This is a genomic window from Rhodococcus sp. 06-462-5, assembly GCF_002258315.1.
Taxonomy (GTDB): Bacteria; Actinomycetota; Actinomycetes; order Mycobacteriales; family Mycobacteriaceae; genus Rhodococcoides.
On sequence record NZ_NOYD01000013.1, the window covers coordinates 510591 to 530021 of the forward strand.

The following is a 19431-nucleotide window of genomic DNA, read 5'->3' on the forward strand; positions in this document are numbered from 1 at the left end:
GTCAGCAGCCGATCGGCTGCGCGTTCCCCGGATCCAGCGCGTTCTGCACCAGCCGCTGGGCCAGCGGGTCGTACGAGATTCCCGTGTGCTCGACGGTGTTGGCCGGGCACACGTCCTGCAACACGACGTTCGTGTTTCCCGCCCCGGTCAGCAGCGAGGCCGTGTACGGAACGACGACCTGGTCGTATCGAGTGACGATCGTGGTGTAGTCGATGCCCGAGACGGTGTCGCTGCCCTCGTTCAGTCGCTCGAGTACGTCGGCCTGCACGGGCGGGCCCGCCGTCGGGTAGTTCGGCGGCGACAACGCCACGATCCGCGCCACCGTGCGATCCCCACCGAGGAAGCGGGCGTAGTAGCGCGGCACGGTGCCGCCCTTCGAGTGACCGACGATCGACACCTTCTGCGCACCCGTCGCCTCTAGCACGGAATCGACGAACGTCGACAGTTCCGCGGCACTCTCGGGAATGGGTTCGAGGGCACCGAACGCCTGCACCGGCCCGGTGTTGCCGTAGTCGATCGCGAACACGCAGTATCCGGCGTCTGCCAGCTTCGGCGACAGCGACGCCCAGTTGGCGTAGGAGTTCTCGAGGAATCCGTGCACCAGCACCACCGGCTCGGGATGCTGCGCACTGGGAACACACGAGAAGTCGTTCGAGCCCGGAGGAGTCACTCCCGGGTGCGCGATCGAGTAGGCGAGGGCCTCGGCGAAGGAGCCTGCAGCCGGTGCCGCTGCGGCCGGGGTGCCGGCCAGGCACAGTGCGGCGGCGGCGAACACAACCGACGTTCGCGTCAGAACGGTTCGCATCGCCACGGGCTACCGCCCCGCCAGCTCGCCGAGGCTCGGAACGAGCATGCGCAGCGCGCGACCGCGATGCGAGGCGGCGTCTTTCTCCTCCGGGCTCAGCTGCGCGGCGCTGCGGCCGTCGCCCTCGGGCACGAAGATGGGGTCGTAGCCGAAGCCGTTCTCCCCCTGCGGCTCTCGGCCCACTGCACCGCGCCATTCGCCGCGGACCACGGTTTCGGTGCCGCCGGGAATCACCAGGGCGCACGCAGAGACGAATGCAGCTCCGCGACGCTCGTCGGGAGTGTCACTCAGCTGCGCCAGAACCAGTGCGGTATTGGCCCCGTCCTGCCCGTGCGTACCGGACCAGCGCGCCGAGAGCACTCCGGGCATCGCGTTCAAGGCATCGATTTCGATTCCCGAATCGTCGGCCACACAAGGCAATCCGGTGGCGGCCGCGCCGTCACGCGCCTTGGCGAGCGCATTCTCCTCGAAGGTCGCTCCGGTCTCGGGAGCCTCCGGGAACGGCGGCACCTCGTCCAGGCCCACCAGTTCGATTCCGGCCACTCCGGCGGCGTCGAGCACCCGCCGGAGTTCGCGCAACTTCTTCGCGTTCCGGCTCGCGACCAGAAGCTTCGAGTCAGGCACCGAACTTCTTCTTCGATTCCGCGGCTGCAGGCTCGGGCAGTTCGCCGGGGTACGGCAACGCCAGGGCTTCCTTCTGCACCTCGAACAACTTCTCGATGCCGACGAATGCGGAGTCGAGCAACTTGTCGAGAGTGGTTCGCGGGAACGTCGCGCCCTCCCCGGTTCCCTGGATTTCCACCAACGTGCCGGTGTCGGTGGCGACGACGTTCATGTCGACCTCGGCGCGCGAATCTTCTTCGTAGGGCAAATCGAGGCGCACACGGCCGTCGACGACGCCGACGCTGACTGCGGCGATCATGCACGAGATAGGCTGCGGATCGGCCAGTCGCCCGGCCGCTCGCAGGTAGGTGACCGCGTCGTTGAGAGCGACGAACGCGCCGGTCACGGCCGCAGTGCGGGTGCCACCGTCGGCCTGGAGTACATCGCAGTCGAGGGCGATGGTGTTCTCGCCGATCGCAGCGAGGTCGATGCATGCTCGCAGTGAGCGTCCGACCAATCGAGAGATTTCCTGGGTGCGTCCACCGACCTTGCCCTTGACGGACTCGCGGCCGTTGCGGGTGTGGGTGGCAGCGGGGAGCATCGCGTACTCGGCGGTGAGCCAACCGAGACCGGATCCCTTTCGCCAGCGCGGAACGCCCTCCTCGACGCTGGCCGTACACATCACCCTGGTGTTGCCGAACTCGACCAGCACCGACCCTGCCGGGTGGCTGGTGAATCCGCGGGTGATCTTGATGGTGCGGAGCTCGTCGTCCGCCCTGCCGTCTTCTCGTCTGGACACGACTCGAAGCCTAGCGCGTCGTCAGACGGTGAAGACGTCCCCTGGCAGAACCGCGTGCACCGGTCCGCTGAACTCTGCCTTCGCCTCGGCGATGACATCCTCCCGTGAGGTCCACGGTGGGATATGGGTCAGCAACAGCTCCCCTACCCCTGCCTCTCGCGCGATTCGGCCGGCCTCGGTTCCGGACAGGTGCACGCCCTCGGGCCGCTCGGGACTGTCGGTCCACGACGCCTCGCACAGGAACATGTCGGCTCCGTGCGCCAGATCTCGTACCGCCTGGCACATTCCCGTGTCTCCGCTGTAGGCGAACGTGCGGCCTTCCGCCGTGGTGATGCGCATGCCGTACGACTCCGGCGGATGGAACACCTGCCGAGCCAGAATCGACAACTTTCCGAACTCGACGGTGCGTCCGTCCAGCCAACGACGCAGGTCGATGGTGTCGGACATGTCGTCGATCTGCCCACCGCACTCGGCCGAGGCGACGCCGAGCCGGAACGCCGTGTCCTTGGGGCCGTAGACGATCGCTCGTCCCTCCGGTGGAGTGGGATGGTAGCGACGCCACACCAGCAGCCCCGGAACGTCGAGGCAGTGGTCGGCATGCAGATGCGAGAGCAGAACGCTCACATCGCCCGGATCGGCGTAGCGCTGCAACGCCCCGAGGATGCCGGGACCGAAGTCGAGGACGACCGGCGCGGTCTCCACTTCTTCCAACAAGTAGCCCGACGCGGGTGAATCGGGTCCGGACACACTGCCCGAACATCCCAGGACGGTAATTCGCATGAAAGCCATGCTGCCACGCCGAGCGCATCACTCGAAACGTTCGGGCAGTATTCACAGCGCGAGTCGGCGAAATTCACCACCGAGCACAGGTGTGTCTGCAGTTACCTCGGCGCTACAGAGTGGGGCGATCGAGCAATCTCGCCCGTGCCCGCTCGGCTCGCGCGTCGGCGGACAACAGGCGAGCGGCAACCACTCCGCCCACCGCGCCGAACAGATGCCCCTGCCACGAGACGTTCGGTTCGCTCGGCAGCACTCCCCACAGTGCGCTGCCGTACAGCACGAACACCACCACGCCGATCGCGAGTTGACCGAGTTTGCGGGTGAAGAAACCGCGCACCAACAGGTAGGCGATGAAGCCGAAGATCAGAATCGACGCACCGATCGTGTTCGTGTACGAACCGGCGGTGAGCCAGGTACCGAACCCGCCGACCATCCAGATGATCCCAGTGGCAGCCAGACCACGCGCCAGGCCGGAGAGCAACACCAGAAACCCGAGCACGACGATCGGCACGGTGTTCGCGATCAGATGCTGCCAGTCGTCGTGCAGCACGGGCGCGAACAGAATGCCCCACAGCCCCTCGACCGAGCGGGCCTGAATCCCGTTGCGTTCGAGCCTCGACCCGCTGGCCACATCGATGAACTCGATGACCCACAGCAGCACGGTGAATGCTCCCACCAGCATGGCGGCCTGCATCCAGACCGGCCGCTCACGCTCGGCGGGACGGTTACTGATCTCGCTCATGATCGCCTCCGAATTCGGTCCCTCCACGGTACCGGGCAGAGGTATCGCGCGAGCTGCGCTCAGGCTCCCGATCCGCCGAACGCGGACGGGAAGATCTGCCGGTACGTGGGGATGCCGGCCACCGAGGTGGCGTCGAGCAGGGCCGCGACGATGGCCCGCTCGACGACGATCGCCGCAGCCTCGGTGACGGCGGCCAGTACCGGGAGTTCGGCCGAGAACGCGGCGGGCACCGAGGACTCTGCGGTGACGGGTCTGGTGCCGGTGGACACGGCGAAGATCGTGTCGCCGTCGAGCGGCGAGTGTGCCGGTCGAACGGCCCGCGCCAGACCGTCGTGGCCGGCGACGGCAATCCGCTTGCACGACGCCGCCGACATCGCTGCGTCGGTGGCGACGACCCCAATCGTGGTGTTCAGCGCTGTGCCCTTGGGTTCGAGGGCGAGAGCGGCCCACAGCTGGTTCACGTCGGGCTTGCGCATGCCGAATGCTGCGGGCCCCAGCGTGCCGACTCCCCACAGCAGGCCGGTACGCGGATCGAACACCGCGCCCACCGGATTGGCGACCATCAACGCTGCGACGGTGACCCCGTCGGCAGGGCCGCCCGCGATCACCGTGCTGGCGGTGCCGACGCCGCCCTTGAGCACTCCGGCTCGGGCACCGACACCTGCTCCGACCGATCCGGTCGCGAATTCGGTTGCTGCCGAGGCAGCAGCGAGGTAACCGAATTCCGCCGTCGGACGCGCCGCCCAGTCGCCGACCGGAAGATCGAAGATCACCGCAGCAGGCACGATCGGGACGACGTGGTCGGGGCTCCCCATCGGGATGCCCTGGCCGTGTTCTTCGAGCCATCGCATGACGCCGTCGGCTGCGGCGAGCCCGTACGCACTGCCCGCGGTCAACAGGATCGCGTTGACGTGCTGGACGGAATGGCTGGGATCGAGCAGGTCGGTCTCGCGAGTCCCCGGCCCGCCGCCGCGAACATCGACGGCCGCCGTCGCACCGCCGAGGGCACGCACCACCGTGCAGCCGGTCGCCGAGCCGGAACCCATGGTGGCGTCGTCGTCGCGTTCGTGATGGTGACCGACGAGCAGACCTGCCACGTCGGTCAGGGAATCCCGCGGTCCGGGAGTCTGGAATGCAGCGGTCACGCGTGCGTCCTAGGGAATGAGGACCTGTACGAGTGAATCCTGCATCCAGGTCAGCCAGTGGTACACGTCGAGATGCGGAGCGCGGGGATCGCCTTCGTCGAGGACATCGGGTGTATCCGCGCTGATCCCCAGCGTGGTGCCGAGCGCCAACCTCACGTCGTTGAGGCCAGTCAACCATGCATCCGCCTGCTCCTGGGTGAGCACGATCTTGCCACCGGACTCGGGAAGGGTGGACAGGATCATCGATCCGGCGGCCATCTTCTCGTCGATGATCTCGGGCTCGTGAAGTCCGCGCAGTGCACCGTTGAGATCTGCGGGGTCTTCCTCGTCGCGGCCGGGGTCGGCGCGGTGGAAGTCCGGCAGCAGCCGCGCCAGTGCGGCATCCTCGGGCGGGCTGTTGTGCCCGGTACGCAGACCGGTCAGCGCCGCGAGTTCGTCGGTGGGGGCAGCGGCGGAACGGTCGCGCAGCAATCCGAGAACCGAGCCGACCAGCGAGCGGAGTACGGCGGCCTCACGAGCATCGATCTCGGATTTGATCTTGACCCCGGACAGCGAATTCCGTCTCGTCCACGTGCGCACTGTTGCTGATGTCCTGTCTGGGAAGGGGTGAACTACTACTTGTCCTGCTGCATGGTGGCCCACAGACCCGCCGCGTGCAGCCGTCGAACGTCGTTCTCCATCGCGTCGCGCTCTCCGCTCGACACCACGGCCTTGCCCTCGGAGTGCACCTGCATCATCAGCTCGGTCGCCTTGGCCTTGCTGTAGCCGAAGAGCTTCTGGAAGACGTAGGTGACGTAGTGCATCAGGTTGACCGGGTCGTCCCACACGATGGTGACCCAGGGGGTGTCGTGAGATTCGTCGGCCGCAACGGCCTCGGTCTGCGCCGGGACCGCCTGCGGTGACGCGGCGACGACGTCCCCTGCCGAGAAGCCGTCCACTGGCAGAGATCCATCCACCGTCAACCAAGGCATGCCCAACAGGGTACGGCGTATCGGGCCAGCGTCCCACGCTCGCCCCTTCGCTCGTAGTGTGGGCGAGGTGAGCAACGACGCGACCACCGATCACGCGAGTTCCAGCGACGGCGTGAGCACTGCACTGCTGACCGATCAGTACGAGTACACGATGCTGTCGGCGGCTCTGGCCAGCGGCTACGCCGATCGAATCTGCAGTTTCGAGGTGTTCGCGCGCAGGCTGCCCGGCGGTCGGCGATACGGCGTCCTCGCGGGCACCGGACGCATTCTCGACGCGATCGCGCGCTTCCGGTTCGGGCCGGACGAGCTGCGCATCGTTTCCGAATTCCTCGACGACGCCACCGTCGAGTGGCTGCGCGGCTACCGCTTCACCGGCGACATCGACGGCTACCGCGAGGGCGAGCTGTACTTCCCCGGCTCCCCCGTTCTGACGGTCCGCGGCACCTTCGCCGAGTGCGTGGTCCTCGAAACGCTCGTGCTCTCCATCCTCAATCACGACAGTGCGATCGCGTCCGCGGCAGCACGGATGGTGGCGTCCGCGAAGTCCCGGCCGATCATCGAGATGGGATCGCGGCGCACGCACGAGGAAGCCGCTGTCGCCGCCTCCCGCGCGGCGTACCTCGCGGGGTTCACTGCGACCTCCAACCTCGAAGCCGTCCGACGCCACGGCGTTCCCGGTGCGGGTACGTCGGCGCACGCCTTCACGTTGCTGCACACCACCGCCGACGGCCCGGACGAACGGTCCGCATTCGCGGCTCAGGTGCGCGCGCTCGGCGTGGGCACCACCCTGCTCGTCGACACCTACGACATCACCCAGGGCGTCGCCAACGCCATCGAGGTCGCCGGGCCCGAACTCGGCGGTGTGCGCATCGACTCGGGCGACCTCGGCGTGCTCGCGAGGCAGGTGCGCGACCAGTTGGATGCACTGGGTGCGCCGAAGACCCGGATAGTCGTCTCGGGTGACCTCGACGAATACGCCATCGCCGCACTGCGCGCCGAGCCGGTCGACTCCTACGGCGTCGGCACCTCACTGGTCACCGGTTCCGGTGCACCGACGGCGGGCATGGTCTACAAACTGGTGACCGTCGACGGCATTCCCGTCGCCAAGCGCAGCAGCCACAAGGAGTCGCGCGGCGGCACCAAGGCGGCCTTGCGCACCGCGCGTCGCACCGGCACGGCAGTCGAGGAGATCGTGCACCCGTTCGACGCTCCCCCGACCGTCGAGGGCGATCTGACGGTGGAGACGTTGACCACGCCGTTGGTCCGCAGCGGAGAACGAGTCGCCGACCTCCCGACGCTCGCCGACGGCCGTGACCTGCTGGCCCGACGCCTCGTCAGCCTCCCGTGGGAGGGTCTGAAACTGTCTCAGGGCGAACCGGCCATACCCACCCGCTTCGTCGAGAGGTGACAGCGGTGTCGGTACCGAAGCGAGTGGGCGATCGGCAGTAGTCTGCTTCGGTGCCGTCGAAGACCGAGTTGCCAACCGTTCCCGCTCTCCTGCAGGTCGCGGTGCACTCGCTCGGCGGCAAGGAACGCAGCAATCAGCTGACGATGGCATCGGCGGTGGCACACTCGATCGATACCGGGGAACATCTCGCGGTGCAGGCAGGCACCGGAACCGGCAAATCCCTGGCATACCTCGTTCCCAGCATTCGGCACGCCGTGGAATCGGGCAAGACCGTCATCGTCTCCACGGCCACCATCGCGCTGCAGCGGCAGTTGGTCGACCGCGATCTCCCGCGCCTGTCCGACGCCTTGACCGAGGCCGTCGGCCGTCGGCCGAAGTTCGCAATCCTCAAGGGCCGCAACAACTATCTGTGCATGAACAAGATCCACACCGGCGCTGCCCAGGAGGCACCGGATGCGGAACTGTTCGACCCGTTCGCCGTCTCACGGATGGGACGCGAGGTGGTTCGGCTGACCAAGTGGTCGTCCGAGACCGAGACCGGCGACCGCGACGACGTCGTGCCCGGGGTCAGCGATCAGGCCTGGCGTCAGGTCAGCGTCACCGCCCGCGAATGCCTGGGCAAGTCCCGCTGCCCCGTCGGCGATGACTGCTTCGCCGAACGCGCCCGCACCGAGGCCGCCCAGGTCGACGTCGTGGTGACCAACCACGCGCTGCTCGCGATCGACGCGATCACCGGAATCCAGATCCTCCCCGAGCACGACGTCGTGGTCGTCGACGAGGCCCACGAACTGGTCGACCGAGTGACCGGTGTTGCCACCGAAGAGCTGTCAGCCGCGACGGTCACGGCCGCGGCGCGCCGGAGCGCCAAGCTCATCGAAGAAGAGACGGTCGATCAGCTCGAGGGAGCCGCCGAGAACTGGGCCGCGATCCTGGACGAGCTACCCCCGAGTCGCTGGCAGTCCCTACCCGACGGCGTCGGCCCCGCGCTCGCCTCCATTCGCGACGCCGCCTGGGCGGTCCGCACCGCTATCGGTCCCAACAAGCAGGGCATGGCCGCCAGTGACCCCGAGGCCGCCGCGGCTCGCAGCGCCGCCCTCGTCGCGGTCGACGAGGTGCACGACAGCGCGGTTCGTGTCCTCACGGCATTCGACGAACCCGATCCGGCCAAACGCAAAGACGTCGTCTGGCATGCCGTCGACGACTTCCGCGGCAACGTCAAACGCACAGTCCGCATCGCACCGCTGTCGGTGGGCGGACTGCTCAGAGCTCGCCTGTTCGCCGAATCCACCGTGGTACTCACCTCGGCGACCTTGACCGTCGGCGGATCGTTCGACGGGTTGGCCGTCAACTGGGGCCTGCCTGCAGAGAAACCGTCGCGCAGTGACACCGCGATGGCGTCGGGTGTGGAACCGCCGTCCGACACCGGGTCGATCCGGTGGAATTCGCTCGACGTCGGCTCGCCGTTCGACCATGCCCGAGCCGGCATCATGTACATCGCCAAGCATCTCTCGCCACCTGGACGCGACGGCCTCTCGAAGTCCTCTCTCGACGAGATCGAATCGCTGGTCAGCGCCGCCGGTGGTCGCACGCTCGGACTCTTCTCGTCGATGCGCGCCGCCAAGGCCGCCGCCGAGGAGATGCGCGAGCGCCTCGACACACCGATCCTGTGCCAGGGCGACGACTCCACCGGCGCACTGGTGCAGAAGTTCGCCGACGACGAGGCCACCTCCCTGTTCGGGACGCTGTCGCTGTGGCAGGGCGTCGACGTCCCCGGCCCATCGCTGAGTTTGGTGATCCTGGACCGCATTCCGTTTCCGCGGCCCGACGATCCGCTGCTGGTGGCCAGGCAGCAGGCCGTCGAATCGCGGGGCGGCAACGGCTTTCTCGCGGTCGCCGCCAACCACGCGGCCCTGCTGCTGGCGCAGGGCGTCGGCCGACTGCTCCGTAGCGTCGACGACAAAGGGGTTGTCGCCGTTCTCGATTCACGGCTCGCCACTGCCCGGTACGGCGGCTACCTACGTGCCTCGCTACCGCCGTTCTGGGAGACCTCGGATCCGGAGGTGGTCCGCAAGGCCCTCACCCGCCTGGCCGGAAAATAGCCGCTCCCTACGGCGTCGCCACCAACCCGAGCTCGGCATCCGAGGCCAGACCGTGGTGATGAGGTAGCACTCGCACCGTGTATCCCACCGTGCCACTGTGCGGTAGCCGCGTCTCGCCTGCGTACACGTGCTCGCCGCCGTCGGTTCCCACGTGGGTCATGGCCGTCGTGCGAATGTCGGTGAGGTTCTCCTCCGCGTCGACGCGTCCCACGACCGCCTGCACCACGACGTCCGAGGCGTCCAGACCACCGAGATCGACGTTGGCGCGCAGCGAGAGCTCCGCCCCGATCACCGGAGTGTCCGGCAGACCGTCACTGTCGACGCGGGTGACTTTCACTGCGCCCCAAGCCTGTTCGACGCGGCGGCGGTACGACGCGACGTCCGTGGCACCGCGGTGACCATCGGCCGAGGCCGCGCGGGCGGATTCGGCAGCGGGTGCGTAGTAGCCCAGCGTGTAGTCCTGCACCATTCTCGACGCCAACACTTTCGGACCCAACTGTTCGAGAGTGTGGCGCACCATTTCGATCCAGCGACTGGGCACGCCGTCGTCCCCGCGGTCGTAGAACTTCGGTAGTACCGCCTGCTCGAGCAGTTCGTAGAGCGCGGCGGCTTCGAGATCGTCGCGGCGGTTGTCGTCGGTGACGCCGTCCGCAGTGGGGATGGCCCAGCCGTTCTCTCCGTCGTACATCTCGTCCCACCAGCCGTCGCGGATCGACAGGTTGAGGCCGCCGTTGAGCGCGGATTTCATGCCGGATGTTCCACACGCTTCGAGCGGTCGCAGCGGATTGTTCAGCCAGACATCACATCCCCAGTACAGGAATCGCGCCATGGACATGTCGTAGTCGGGCAGGAACACGATGCGGTGCCGTACGTCGGCCTGATCGGCGAACCTGACGATCTGCTGAATGAGCGCCTTTCCGCCGTCGTCGGCGGGGTGCGACTTGCCGGCGACCACCAACTGGACCGGGCGAACCGGGTCCAGCAACATGGCGCGCAGTCGCTCGGGCTCGCGGAGCATCAGGGTCAGGCGCTTGTACGTCGGTACCCGTCGAGCAAATCCGACGGTGAGTACGTTGGGATCGAAAACATTTGCTGTCCAACTGATCTCGGCCTCGGTCGAGCCGCGTTCGAGCGCCGAGCGCCGCACCCGACGCCGCACCTCGTCCACCAATTGCGCTCGCAGGGCGTTGCGCGTGGACCACACCTGGTCCGAGGACATCGGCCCCGACTCCGCCCATTCCCGGGCAGACCACGTCGGAGCATGAACGCCGTTGGTGACCGATCCGATCGGCACCTCGGATGTGTCGAAGCCCTGCCACAGGTCGTTGAACATCTCGCGGCTGACGATGCCGTGCAGCTTGGACACCCCGTTGGCGCGTTGCCCCAGGCGCAGTCCCATATGCGCCATGTTGAACACCGAGGCGTCGCTCTCGCCGCCGAGTGCGAGGATCCGATCCATCGGCAACCCCGGCAGCAGCGCCGAGTCCGCTCCGCCGTCCGCACTTGCGAAGTAGTGCCGCACCAGATCGGCCGGAAACCGGTCGATTCCGGCCGGGACCGGGGTGTGGGTGGTGAAGACGGTGCCCGCTCGCACCGCCGCCAGTGCCGCGTCGAAGTCCAGGGTTCCCGAGGTGACGAGTTCGCGGATGCGTTCGACGCCGAGGAAGCCTGCGTGGCCCTCGTTCATGTGGAACACCTCGGGATCGGGCAGCCCGTATGCGCGGGTGTAGGCCCGGATCGCTCGAACTCCGCCGATACCGGCCAGTATCTCCTGCTTGATGCGGTGATCCTGATCGCCGCCGTACAACCGGTCGGTGACCCCGCGCAGCTCCGGGTCGTTGTCGGCGATGTCGGAATCGAGCAGCAGCAGCGGGACGCGTCCCACCTGGGCGATCCACACCCGCGCCCGCAGCACCCGAGATCCGGGCATCGACACATGGATCAGCACCGGAGAGTCGCCGTCGTCGGTGAGCAACCGCAGCGGCAGACCGTGCGGGTCGAGGGACGGATAGCGTTCGGCCTGCCAGCCGTCGGCAGTCAGCGACTGGCGAAAGTAGCCCGAGCGGTAGAGCAACCCGACACCGATCAACGGAAGTCCCAGGTCAGAGGCCGCCTTGAGATGGTCGCCGGCCAAGATTCCCAGCCCGCCGGAGTAGTTCGGCAGCACCTCGGTGACACCGAACTCCATCGAGAAATAACCGATGCCCGACGGCAGAGCACGTCCCTCGGCCAGCTCGTTCTGGTACCAGAGCGGCCGGGCGAGGTAGTCGTGCAGATCCGCCTCGGCGGCGTCCAGTTCGGCCAGGAAGTGCTCGTCGGCCGCGAGTTCCTCGAGACGCGCAGGCGCGACGGCTCCCAGTACGGCCAACGGATCGCGCTCGAGTTCGGTCCACAACAGTGGATCGATGTGCTCGAACAGATCCTGCGTCGACGAGTGCCACGACCACCTGAGGTTTGTCGAGAGCTCGGCGAGGGCATTCAGGCGGGCGGGAAGGTGGGCTCGGACGGTGAATCGACGCAAAGCTTTCACAGGGTCGAACCCTACCCACGCACACCTGTGTCGATGGGCGGCTTGCACGAAATCCGAGATGCGTCACCCGTCGTGGGCAGTATGCGTCGGCGCACGCGCCATCTCCATCGCTGCACTACGGTTGACGAGTAGAAGCACACCAATATCGGTTCGATCAGAGGTTGCGCCCGCGCAGCCATACCTCTAGCGAAGAATGGAGTGTGAAGTGACAGGTCGACTTGGTATCGACAATGTCCTTCCAGATACGACGACCGGGAAGTACCCCGCGAAAGCGGTGGTGGGCGAGACGTTTCCAGTCTCCGCCGACGTCTGGCGCGAGGGTCACGACGCGGTGGCCGCGACGCTGTCGGTGCGCGGACCGGGAGGCAAACTCGAACGCATCCCGATGACACCGGGCCGCGAACCCGACACGTTCGACGCGGTGTTCGTCCCCTCTCGGCCGGGTTACTGGATCTGCCGCATCGAGGCGTGGAGCGATCCGATCAGCACCTGGCGTCACGCCGTCGAAGCGAAGCTCGGAGTGGGCCAGAGTGCTCACGAACTCGCCAACGATCTCGAGATCGGGGCGCGATTGTTCCTGCGGGCTGCCACCGGCGTTCCTGCCGAGAGCAGGCAGATGCTGGCCGATGTCGCCGCCGCGCTGCGCGACACCGACCGCCCACTGCCGGCCCGGGTGTCCTCGGCGTTCGCGTCGACGGTCGCAGACTTGCTGTTCGCTCACCCGCTGCGTGAGCTGGTGACTCGATCTCGCGCGGTCAACGTGTGGGTCGACCGCAATCTCGCACTCAACGGTGCGTGGTACGAGTTCTTCCCCCGATCGACCGGTGGGTGGAACGAGGACGGATCTCCGCGGCACGGCACGTTCGCGACGTCGATCGAGCAGTTGCCCCGCATCGAGCGGATGGGATTCGACATCGTCTACCTTCCGCCGATCCACCCCATCGGCACCATCAACCGCAAGGGCCCGAACAACACGTTGACCCCGGGCCCCGAGGACGTCGGGTCGCCGTGGGCCATCGGCTCTGCGGACGGCGGCCACGACGCCATCCATCCCGAACTGGGCACCGAGGACGACTTCCGCGCGTTCGTCGCCGCCGCACAGGAGCACAACCTGGAGGTGGCACTCGATCTCGCCCTCCAGGCCGCTCCCGATCACCCTTGGGCGGCAACACATTCCGAGTGGTTCACCGTGTTGCCGGACGGCACCATTGCCTACGCCGAGAACCCGCCGAAGAAGTATCAGGACATCTACCCGGTCAATTTCGACAACGACCGGCGCGGCATCTACGAAGAGGTGCTCCGCGTGGTCCGGTACTGGATCTCGCTGGGAGTCAAGGTCTTCCGAGTCGACAATCCACACACCAAGCCGCCGGACTTCTGGGAATGGCTCATCGCCGAGGTCAAGAAGACCGACCCGGACGTGCTGTTCCTCGCCGAGGCGTTCACCCGACCGGTGCGCATGTACGGCTTGGCGCAGCGCGGCTTCACGCAGTCGTACACCTACTTCACCTGGCGTACCGCCAAGTGGGAGCTGACCGAGTTCGCCGAGGAGCATGCTCGACGCGCCGACGACGCGCGTCCCAACCTGTTCGTCAACACCCCGGACATCCTGCACGAGAGCCTGCAGCACGGCGGGCCCGGAATGTTCGCTCTCCGAGCAGCTCTCGCAGCGACGATGGCCCCCACCTGGGGCGTCTACTCGGGCTACGAACTGTTCGAGCATCAGGCCGTGCGAGAGGGCAGCGAGGAGTACCTGGACTCGGAGAAGTACCAGTTGCGCCCGCGCGACTTCGAGGGTGCGCTGGCCCGCGGCGAGTCGCTCGAGCCCTGGATCACCACGCTGAACGCAATCAGGCGTGCGCATCCGGCGCTGCAACAGCTGCGCAACATCCACTTTCACACCATCGACAACGAAGCGCTGATCGGGTACTCGAAGTTCGACCCGCAGACCGGCGACTCCGTTCTGGTGGTGATCAACCTCAACCCGTTCGGGGCCGAGGAAGGCACCATCCACCTGGACATGCCGGCTCTGGGCCACGACTGGCAGGACACCCTCACGATCAAGGACGAAGTGAGCGGCGTCCACTACGACTGGGGCCACACCAATTTCGTCCGGCTCGAGCCGTGGACATCGGTGGCGCACATCTTCACGCTCCCCCACATCCCGTACCCGGCACGAATCGAACTGGCCTACCGCGGCAACCGAAAGTGAAGGGATTCAACGTGACCGAGAATCCGACGACGCCCGAAGACACCATTGCAGCCCCGTCCGACAACGATCTCGAACTCATCGCTGCAGGGCGGCACTACAACCCGCATTCCGTCCTCGGTGCCCACCCGGTGCCGGGCGGAACGGCGATCCGCGCCCTCAAGCCCGACGCCGAGAAGGTCGTCGCCCGCGTCGGGGGCGTCGACCACGAGCTGACCCACGTCGCGCACGGACTCTTCTCGGCTCTGGTCCCGTTCGAGGACCTGATCGACTACCGCCTCGTGGTGACGTGGCCCGGTGGACACGTCTCCGAATCCGCCGACGGGTACCGGTTCCTGCCCACTCTCGGCGAACTCGATCTGCACCTGTTCGGCGAGGGCAGGCACGAACGTCTGTGGGACATTCTCGGCGCGCACCAGCAGTCGTACGCGACTCCGGACGGTCCCGTCACCGGCACGTCGTTCGCGGTCTGGGCCCCCGCAGCCCAGGGTGTCACTCTGGTCGGCGATTTCGACGGCTGGACCGGCCGAAGCTGGCCGATGCGCGTACTGGGCTCGACGGGAGTGTGGGAGATCTTCGCTCCCGACATCGCACCGGGCGCGCTGTACAAGTTCCGCGTTCACGGTGCCGACGGCTCGGTCAAGGACAAGGCCGACCCGATGGCCTTCGCCACCGAGATCCCACCGTCGACGGCGTCGGTCGTCACCGAGTCCTCGTACACCTGGAACGACGAGTCCTGGCTCGACACCAGGGCCGGCATCGAGCCGACGCAGGCACCGATGAGCGTCTACGAGATCCACTTGGCGTCCTGGCGGCCGGGCCTGGGGTACCGCGAGCTCGCCGAACAGTTGGCCGAATACATCACCGAGACCGGCTTCACCCACGTGGAGCTGCTCCCGGTCGCCGAGCACCCGTTCGGCGGGTCCTGGGGTTACCAGGTGACCTCGTACTACGCACCGACCTCGCGTTTCGGCAGCCCCGACGATTTCCGCTACTTCGTCGACCACCTCCACAGCGCCGGAATCGGCGTCATCGTCGACTGGGTTCCCGCGCACTTCCCCAAGGACGAATGGGCCCTGGCTCGATTCGACGGCGGCCCGCTCTACGAGCACGGCGACCCGCAGCGTGGCGAGCAACTCGACTGGGGCACTTTGGTTTTCGACTTCGGGCGACGCGAGGTTCGCAACTTCCTGGTCGCGAACGCGCTGTACTGGATCGACGAGTTCCACATCGACGGACTGCGCGTCGATGCCGTGGCGTCGATGCTGTACCTGGACTACTCCCGTCCCGAGGGCGGCTGGTCGCCGAACATCTACGGTGGCCGCGAGAACCTCGAGGCCGTCACGTTCCTGCAGGAGATGAACGCGACGGTGCACAAGAAGCACCGCGGCGTCGTCACCGTGGCCGAGGAGTCGACGGCATGGCCCGGCGTCACCCGCCCGACGAACGTCGGCGGACTCGGGTTCAACATGAAGTGGAACATGGGCTGGATGCACGACACCCTGGGCTTCCTCGGGCGTGATCCCATCCATCGCAGTTACCACCACCACGAGATCACCTTCTCCCTGGTCTATGCGTGGAGTGAGAACTACCTGCTCCCCATCAGCCACGACGAGGTGGTACACGGCAAGGGCACGCTGTGGACTCGGATGCCCGGCGACGACTACGCCAAGGCCGCAGGCCTGCGCGGAATGCTCGCCTACATGTGGGCGCACCCCGGCAAGCAACTGCTGTTCATGGGACAGGAGTTCGGACAGACCCGTGAGTGGTCCGAGGAACGCGGCCTGGACTGGTACCAGATCGACGAGGAACCTCTGCACAACGGCGTCAAAACCCTTGTGTCCGATCTGAACTCGACGTACAAGTCCCATCCGGCACTGTGGACGCTCGACACGTCGCCGAGTGGATACTCGTGGATCGACGCCAACGACACCGAGAACAACGTGCTGAGCTTTCTGCGGTACGGATCCGACGGTTCGGTCATCGCGTGTATTTTCAACTTCTCCGGAAACGAGCACGGCAGCTATCGTGTGGGACTACCGGAACCCGGCCGATGGATCGAGGTCCTCAACACCGATGCAACGGAGTACGGGGGCTCCGGCGTGGGCAACCTGGGTGAAGTGACGGCAACATCGCACTCGTGGCACGGACGACCGGCGTCAGGCCAGGTCGCCCTTCCCGCCAACGGGGCGATCTGGATAAAACTGGAGCGATAGATGAGTGGCGGCCGCACACCCCGACTACTGGCCGCGGCCGCCACTGCAGGGCTGCTCCTGCTGACCTCGTGCGCACAGACAGTCAGCGGAAGTGCCGTATCGATCTACGAGAACCCGTTCACCGTTGCCGGACTTCCGGTCACGAGCGGTCCGAGCGGGCCCCGTCCCGATGTCCCCGATTCGACGATCACCGTGGAGAACGCCGAAGGCACCGACTCGGACATCCTCGCCACGAACGCGATCGACGACATCCAACGATTCTGGGCCGAGCAGTACCCCAACTTGTTCAAGGGCTCGTTCACCCCGGTCTCGAAGGTCGTCTCGTGGGACGCGTCCGAGGACGAAGGATCGGGGATCAGATTCTGCGGAGACCGCACCGGCGGTATTCCCAACGCCGCCTACTGCACTCGTGACGACTCCATCGGGTGGGATCGAACCATTCTGCTCCCGGCTCTCGTCGACGCGTTCGGTCCGATGTCGGTGGTGATGGTGATCGCCCACGAATACGGTCACGCCATCCAGCATCAATCGGGTCTCGTCGGCGACGACACCCCGACCATCGTTGCCGAGCAGCAGGCCGACTGCTTCGCCGGTGCGTTCATCCGCCACGTCGCCGAAGACGATGCGCCGCACTTCACCATCAACACCTCGGACGGTCTCAACGGCGTCCTCGCCGCGACTGTCGCCGTGCGCGACGTCGACCCCAACGATCCGGAATCGGTACACGGCTCTGCCTTCGAGCGCGTCACCGCGGTGCAGCTCGGCTTCACCGAGGGCGCGGCAGTCTGCACCGGTATCGACGAGGCCGAGATCGATTCGCGTCGAGCATCGTTGCCGCAGAAGTTCAGCGACCCCGACGACTCCGGTGAGCTACCGGTCACCGAGGACACCCTCGGAGCCTTCACTCGATCCTTCGAATCTGTGCTGCCCGTGGCCGATCCGCCGGCCGTGGATTATTCCGGGTCCGATCTCGGGTGTTCGGACGCCGAGGCCACCGCGCCGGTGTCGTACTGTCCGTCGACCAACACCATCGGTGTCGACGTCGAGGACCTGGCCGAGGTCGGACAGCCCGAGACACCCCGACGCGGAGACATCTTGCCGCTCAACGTTTCCGGCGACTACAGCGCCTACGTGCTGTTCGCCTCGCGATATACGCTCGCGGTGCAGAAGGAAGCAGGCCAATCGCTCGACGATCCGCAGGCCGCCCTGCGCTCGGCGTGTCTGTCGGGGGTCATCACGTCGGCGATGAGTGTCGAGAGCGGAACGACGGACCTCGAAGTCTGGCTCTCCCCCGGCGATCTCGACGAAGCCGTGTCCGGTCTGCTCAGCGACGGCCTCGCCGCCAGCGACGTCAACGGTACGACGCTGCCGTCCGGCTTCTCCCGAGTCGATGCGTTCCGTTCGGGAGTTCTCGGCGGCAAGGAACGGTGCGACGCGCGCTACAGCTGATCGGCGCTGTCAGTACAAGGCGGACGCGAGCTTGCGCCGCGCGGAAACCACCAGCGGATCGGCTGCGTCGAACAACTCGAACAGCTCGAGCAGACGAGTGCGCAACGCGGTTCGGTCGTCGCCGGCACTGATCTTGATTCCGTCGATCAGACGAGCGAAGGCCTGCTCCGGTTGCTGACCGGCCATCTCGGCGTCCGCGGCCTCGATTCGGGCCTGCACGTTTGCGGGATCGGCGTCGGCGATGGCAATCGCGTCCGGTGCCAGGTTCTGCACACGGGCGAGGAACTTGACCTGACGCAGCGCAGCAACGGCCTCGGTGTTCTTCGGTTCGGCGTCGATGATCGCCTGGTAGGCAGCTTCCGCCTTGTCGAAATCGCCCTCGTCGATGGCCTCTTCGGCTGCGACGATTCTGGGGTCCTCGATCTCGGGTTCCGGTTCTGCAGCGGCCGCCCCGGGAGGCCCGGTGAGCTTTCCCGCAGTCGCCTGCTCGACGGCCTGTAGCCACTGACGCAGCTGCTCTTCCGACTGCGTTCCCTCGAAGTCGGCCAACGGCTGCCCGGCTGCGACTGCAACCACCGTCGGAATGGCTTTCACACCGAACGCCTGCGCGATCTGCGGATTGGAATCGACGTCGACTCGGGCGAGAACCCACGTACCCGCCGCCTCCACGGCCAGCTGCCCGAGCTGACGCGTCAATGCCTGGGACTGCGGCGATCGCGCCGAACCCAGGTCGACGATCACCGGTACCTGCGTGGACCGCTGCAGCACCTCGGCCTCGAACGTAGCCGCGGTCACGTCCACGATCGGTGCCAGTCCCCCCGCGTCGCCCGCGGATTCGGCCGCGGGTGCAGGTGCCGGACGGTCCTTGAGAACGGACAGGTCGACGGCACCGGCAATGGATGCGGGAACGACGGCTGACGGGCGGGCGGGAGGACGGGAACCGGGTCGAGTCACGCCCTACAGTTTGTCACTAACGCGATGGGTCATCCACTGGCGGGCGGCACCGGTCGGTCAGGACAGAACCTTGGCATCGGCTGCCGGCCGGCCGGTGCTCAGCTCGGCCAGACGGCCGGTGCGCGCGGCCCAGATCTCGAAGATGACGGTGCCGAACGGGGGGAACGCCGCGACGAGCGCCAAGAGGGTGGCCTTGATGTCCCACTTGAGCTTGACCGCCGTCAATACGGCAACGGCCAGATACACCACGAACACGCCGCCGTGGATGGGCCCGAAGATCTTCACGCCGATTTCGTTGCCGTCGGCGGGGATGTACTTGAACGCCATTCCGATCAACAGGCCCAGCCAGGTGAACGCTTCGAGCACAGCGATGAAACGGAAGCGTTTGGCTGTACTGCTCAGGTCGAAGAAGTTGGTCATGCCCGCTATTGTGCCCGGTTTGCTACGACGGAACGTAGTGGCTCTGGTCTCAGTTCTTCTCCAGAGCCACTACGAGTCCTACTGCTTCGGCACTCGAACGATGAGTGCGTCGCCCTGTCCACCGCCGCCGCACAGTGCGGCCGCGCCCACTCCGCCGCCGCGTCGCTGCAGCTCGAGAGCCAGATGCAATGCGATGCGAGCGCCCGACATGCCGAGGGGGTGCCCGATCGAGATCGCTCCGCCGTTGACGTTGACGATCTCGGGATCGATGCCCAGCTCACGCGTCGACGCGATTCCGACC

Annotated in this window: 16 protein-coding genes and 1 pseudogene; 5 read left to right on the forward strand and 12 right to left on the reverse strand. The window is 66.7% G+C overall.

Annotation, left to right across the window (positions count from 1 at the left end):
- Position 1 precedes the first annotated feature (1 nt).
- The 8 genes from CH251_RS09690 to clpS form a co-directional block, all read right to left on the reverse strand.
- Positions 2-805, reverse strand: coding sequence for a triacylglycerol lipase (locus tag CH251_RS09690; protein WP_256978925.1), 804 nt, complete (start codon positions 803-805; stop codon positions 2-4).
- A 9-nt stretch (positions 806-814) separates the two neighbouring features.
- Entirely contained in the window at positions 815-1429 is a 615-nt protein-coding gene (gene rdgB, locus CH251_RS09695; RefSeq protein WP_094612897.1) for an RdgB/HAM1 family non-canonical purine NTP pyrophosphatase, read from the reverse strand.
- Positions 1422-2207, reverse strand: a complete 786-nt coding sequence (gene rph, locus CH251_RS09700; protein WP_045194515.1) for a ribonuclease PH — start codon at positions 2205-2207, stop codon at positions 1422-1424. The genes rdgB and rph overlap by 8 nt, the downstream gene beginning before the upstream one ends.
- Before the next feature lie 21 nt (positions 2208-2228).
- Complete coding sequence (locus tag CH251_RS09705) at positions 2229-2987, reverse strand: cyclic nucleotide-degrading phosphodiesterase (protein ID WP_179273735.1); 759 nt, start codon at positions 2985-2987, stop codon at positions 2229-2231.
- 112 nt (positions 2988-3099) lie between these two features.
- Positions 3100-3729 (reverse strand): rhomboid family intramembrane serine protease, encoded by a 630-nt coding sequence (locus tag CH251_RS09710; protein WP_094612898.1) that lies wholly within the window; start codon positions 3727-3729, stop codon positions 3100-3102.
- A 59-nt stretch (positions 3730-3788) separates the two neighbouring features.
- Positions 3789-4874 carry a P1 family peptidase gene (locus tag CH251_RS09715; RefSeq protein WP_094612899.1) on the reverse strand — a complete coding sequence of 362 codons (1086 nt, stop codon included), beginning with the start codon at positions 4872-4874 and terminating at the stop codon, positions 3789-3791.
- Positions 4875-4883: 9 nt separating this feature from the next.
- Entirely contained in the window at positions 4884-5453 is a 570-nt protein-coding gene (locus CH251_RS09720) for a DUF2017 domain-containing protein (RefSeq protein WP_094612900.1), read from the reverse strand.
- A gap of 35 nt (positions 5454-5488) precedes the next feature.
- Positions 5489-5845 carry an ATP-dependent Clp protease adapter ClpS gene (clpS, locus tag CH251_RS09725; RefSeq protein ID WP_094612901.1) on the reverse strand — a complete coding sequence of 119 codons (357 nt, stop codon included), beginning with the start codon at positions 5843-5845 and terminating at the stop codon, positions 5489-5491.
- Between the two features lie 58 nt (positions 5846-5903).
- On the opposite strand from clpS, the gene CH251_RS09730 reads away from it, so the two are divergent.
- Together CH251_RS09730 and CH251_RS09735 are read left to right on the forward strand one after the other, a co-directional pair.
- A complete protein-coding gene (locus CH251_RS09730; RefSeq protein ID WP_094612902.1) occupies positions 5904-7253 on the forward strand; it encodes a nicotinate phosphoribosyltransferase in 1350 nt (449 codons plus the stop codon).
- A 50-nt stretch (positions 7254-7303) separates the two neighbouring features.
- Positions 7304-9352 (forward strand): ATP-dependent DNA helicase, encoded by a 2049-nt coding sequence (locus CH251_RS09735; RefSeq protein ID WP_094612903.1) that lies wholly within the window; start codon positions 7304-7306, stop codon positions 9350-9352.
- A gap of 7 nt (positions 9353-9359) precedes the next feature.
- Here CH251_RS09735 and glgP read toward each other — a convergent pair whose 3' ends face one another.
- Entirely contained in the window at positions 9360-11882 is a 2523-nt protein-coding gene (glgP, locus tag CH251_RS09740; RefSeq protein WP_094612904.1) for an alpha-glucan family phosphorylase, read from the reverse strand.
- A 205-nt stretch (positions 11883-12087) separates the two neighbouring features.
- Between glgP and CH251_RS09745 the strand changes: the two genes are divergently transcribed.
- From CH251_RS09745 to CH251_RS09755, 3 genes are read left to right on the forward strand one after another with little or no spacing between them, the layout of a single operon-like run.
- Entirely contained in the window at positions 12088-14094 is a 2007-nt protein-coding gene (locus CH251_RS09745) for an alpha-1,4-glucan--maltose-1-phosphate maltosyltransferase (protein WP_094612905.1), read from the forward strand.
- Positions 14095-14105: 11 nt separating this feature from the next.
- Positions 14106-16307, forward strand: a complete 2202-nt coding sequence (glgB, locus tag CH251_RS09750; RefSeq protein ID WP_094612981.1) for a 1,4-alpha-glucan branching protein GlgB — start codon at positions 14106-14108, stop codon at positions 16305-16307.
- Positions 16308-17756, forward strand: a complete 1449-nt coding sequence (locus CH251_RS09755; RefSeq protein ID WP_094612906.1) for a metallopeptidase — start codon at positions 16308-16310, stop codon at positions 17754-17756.
- Positions 17757-17765: 9 nt separating this feature from the next.
- Here the strand turns inward: CH251_RS09755 and CH251_RS09760 are convergent, their stop codons facing one another.
- The 3 genes and pseudogenes from CH251_RS09760 to CH251_RS09770 all read right to left on the reverse strand — a co-directional run.
- On the reverse strand, positions 17766-18653 hold the full coding sequence (locus CH251_RS09760) for a tetratricopeptide repeat protein (RefSeq protein WP_094612982.1): 888 nt from the start codon (positions 18651-18653) through the stop codon (positions 17766-17768).
- A gap of 114 nt (positions 18654-18767) precedes the next feature.
- Entirely contained in the window at positions 18768-19139 is a 372-nt protein-coding gene (locus tag CH251_RS09765; protein WP_179273743.1) for a DUF3817 domain-containing protein, read from the reverse strand.
- A 69-nt stretch (positions 19140-19208) separates the two neighbouring features.
- A pseudogene (locus CH251_RS09770) lies at positions 19209-19431 on the reverse strand (acetyl-CoA C-acyltransferase); the annotation flags it as partial.

Coding starts and splice junctions, on each gene's coding strand:
- CH251_RS09690 (WP_256978925.1), bottom strand. CDS start 805: ATGCGAACCGTTCTGACGCGAACGTCGGTTGTGTTCGCCGCCGCCGCA.
- CH251_RS09705 (WP_179273735.1), bottom strand. CDS start 2,987: ATGCGAATTACCGTCCTGGGATGTTCGGGCAGTGTGTCCGGACCCGAT.
- CH251_RS09710 (WP_094612898.1), bottom strand. CDS start 3,729: ATGAGCGAGATCAGTAACCGTCCCGCCGAGCGTGAGCGGCCGGTCTGG.
- clpS (WP_094612901.1), bottom strand. CDS start 5,845: ATGCCTTGGTTGACGGTGGATGGATCTCTGCCAGTGGACGGCTTCTCG.
- CH251_RS09755 (WP_094612906.1), top strand. CDS start 16,308: ATGAGTGGCGGCCGCACACCCCGACTACTGGCCGCGGCCGCCACTGCA.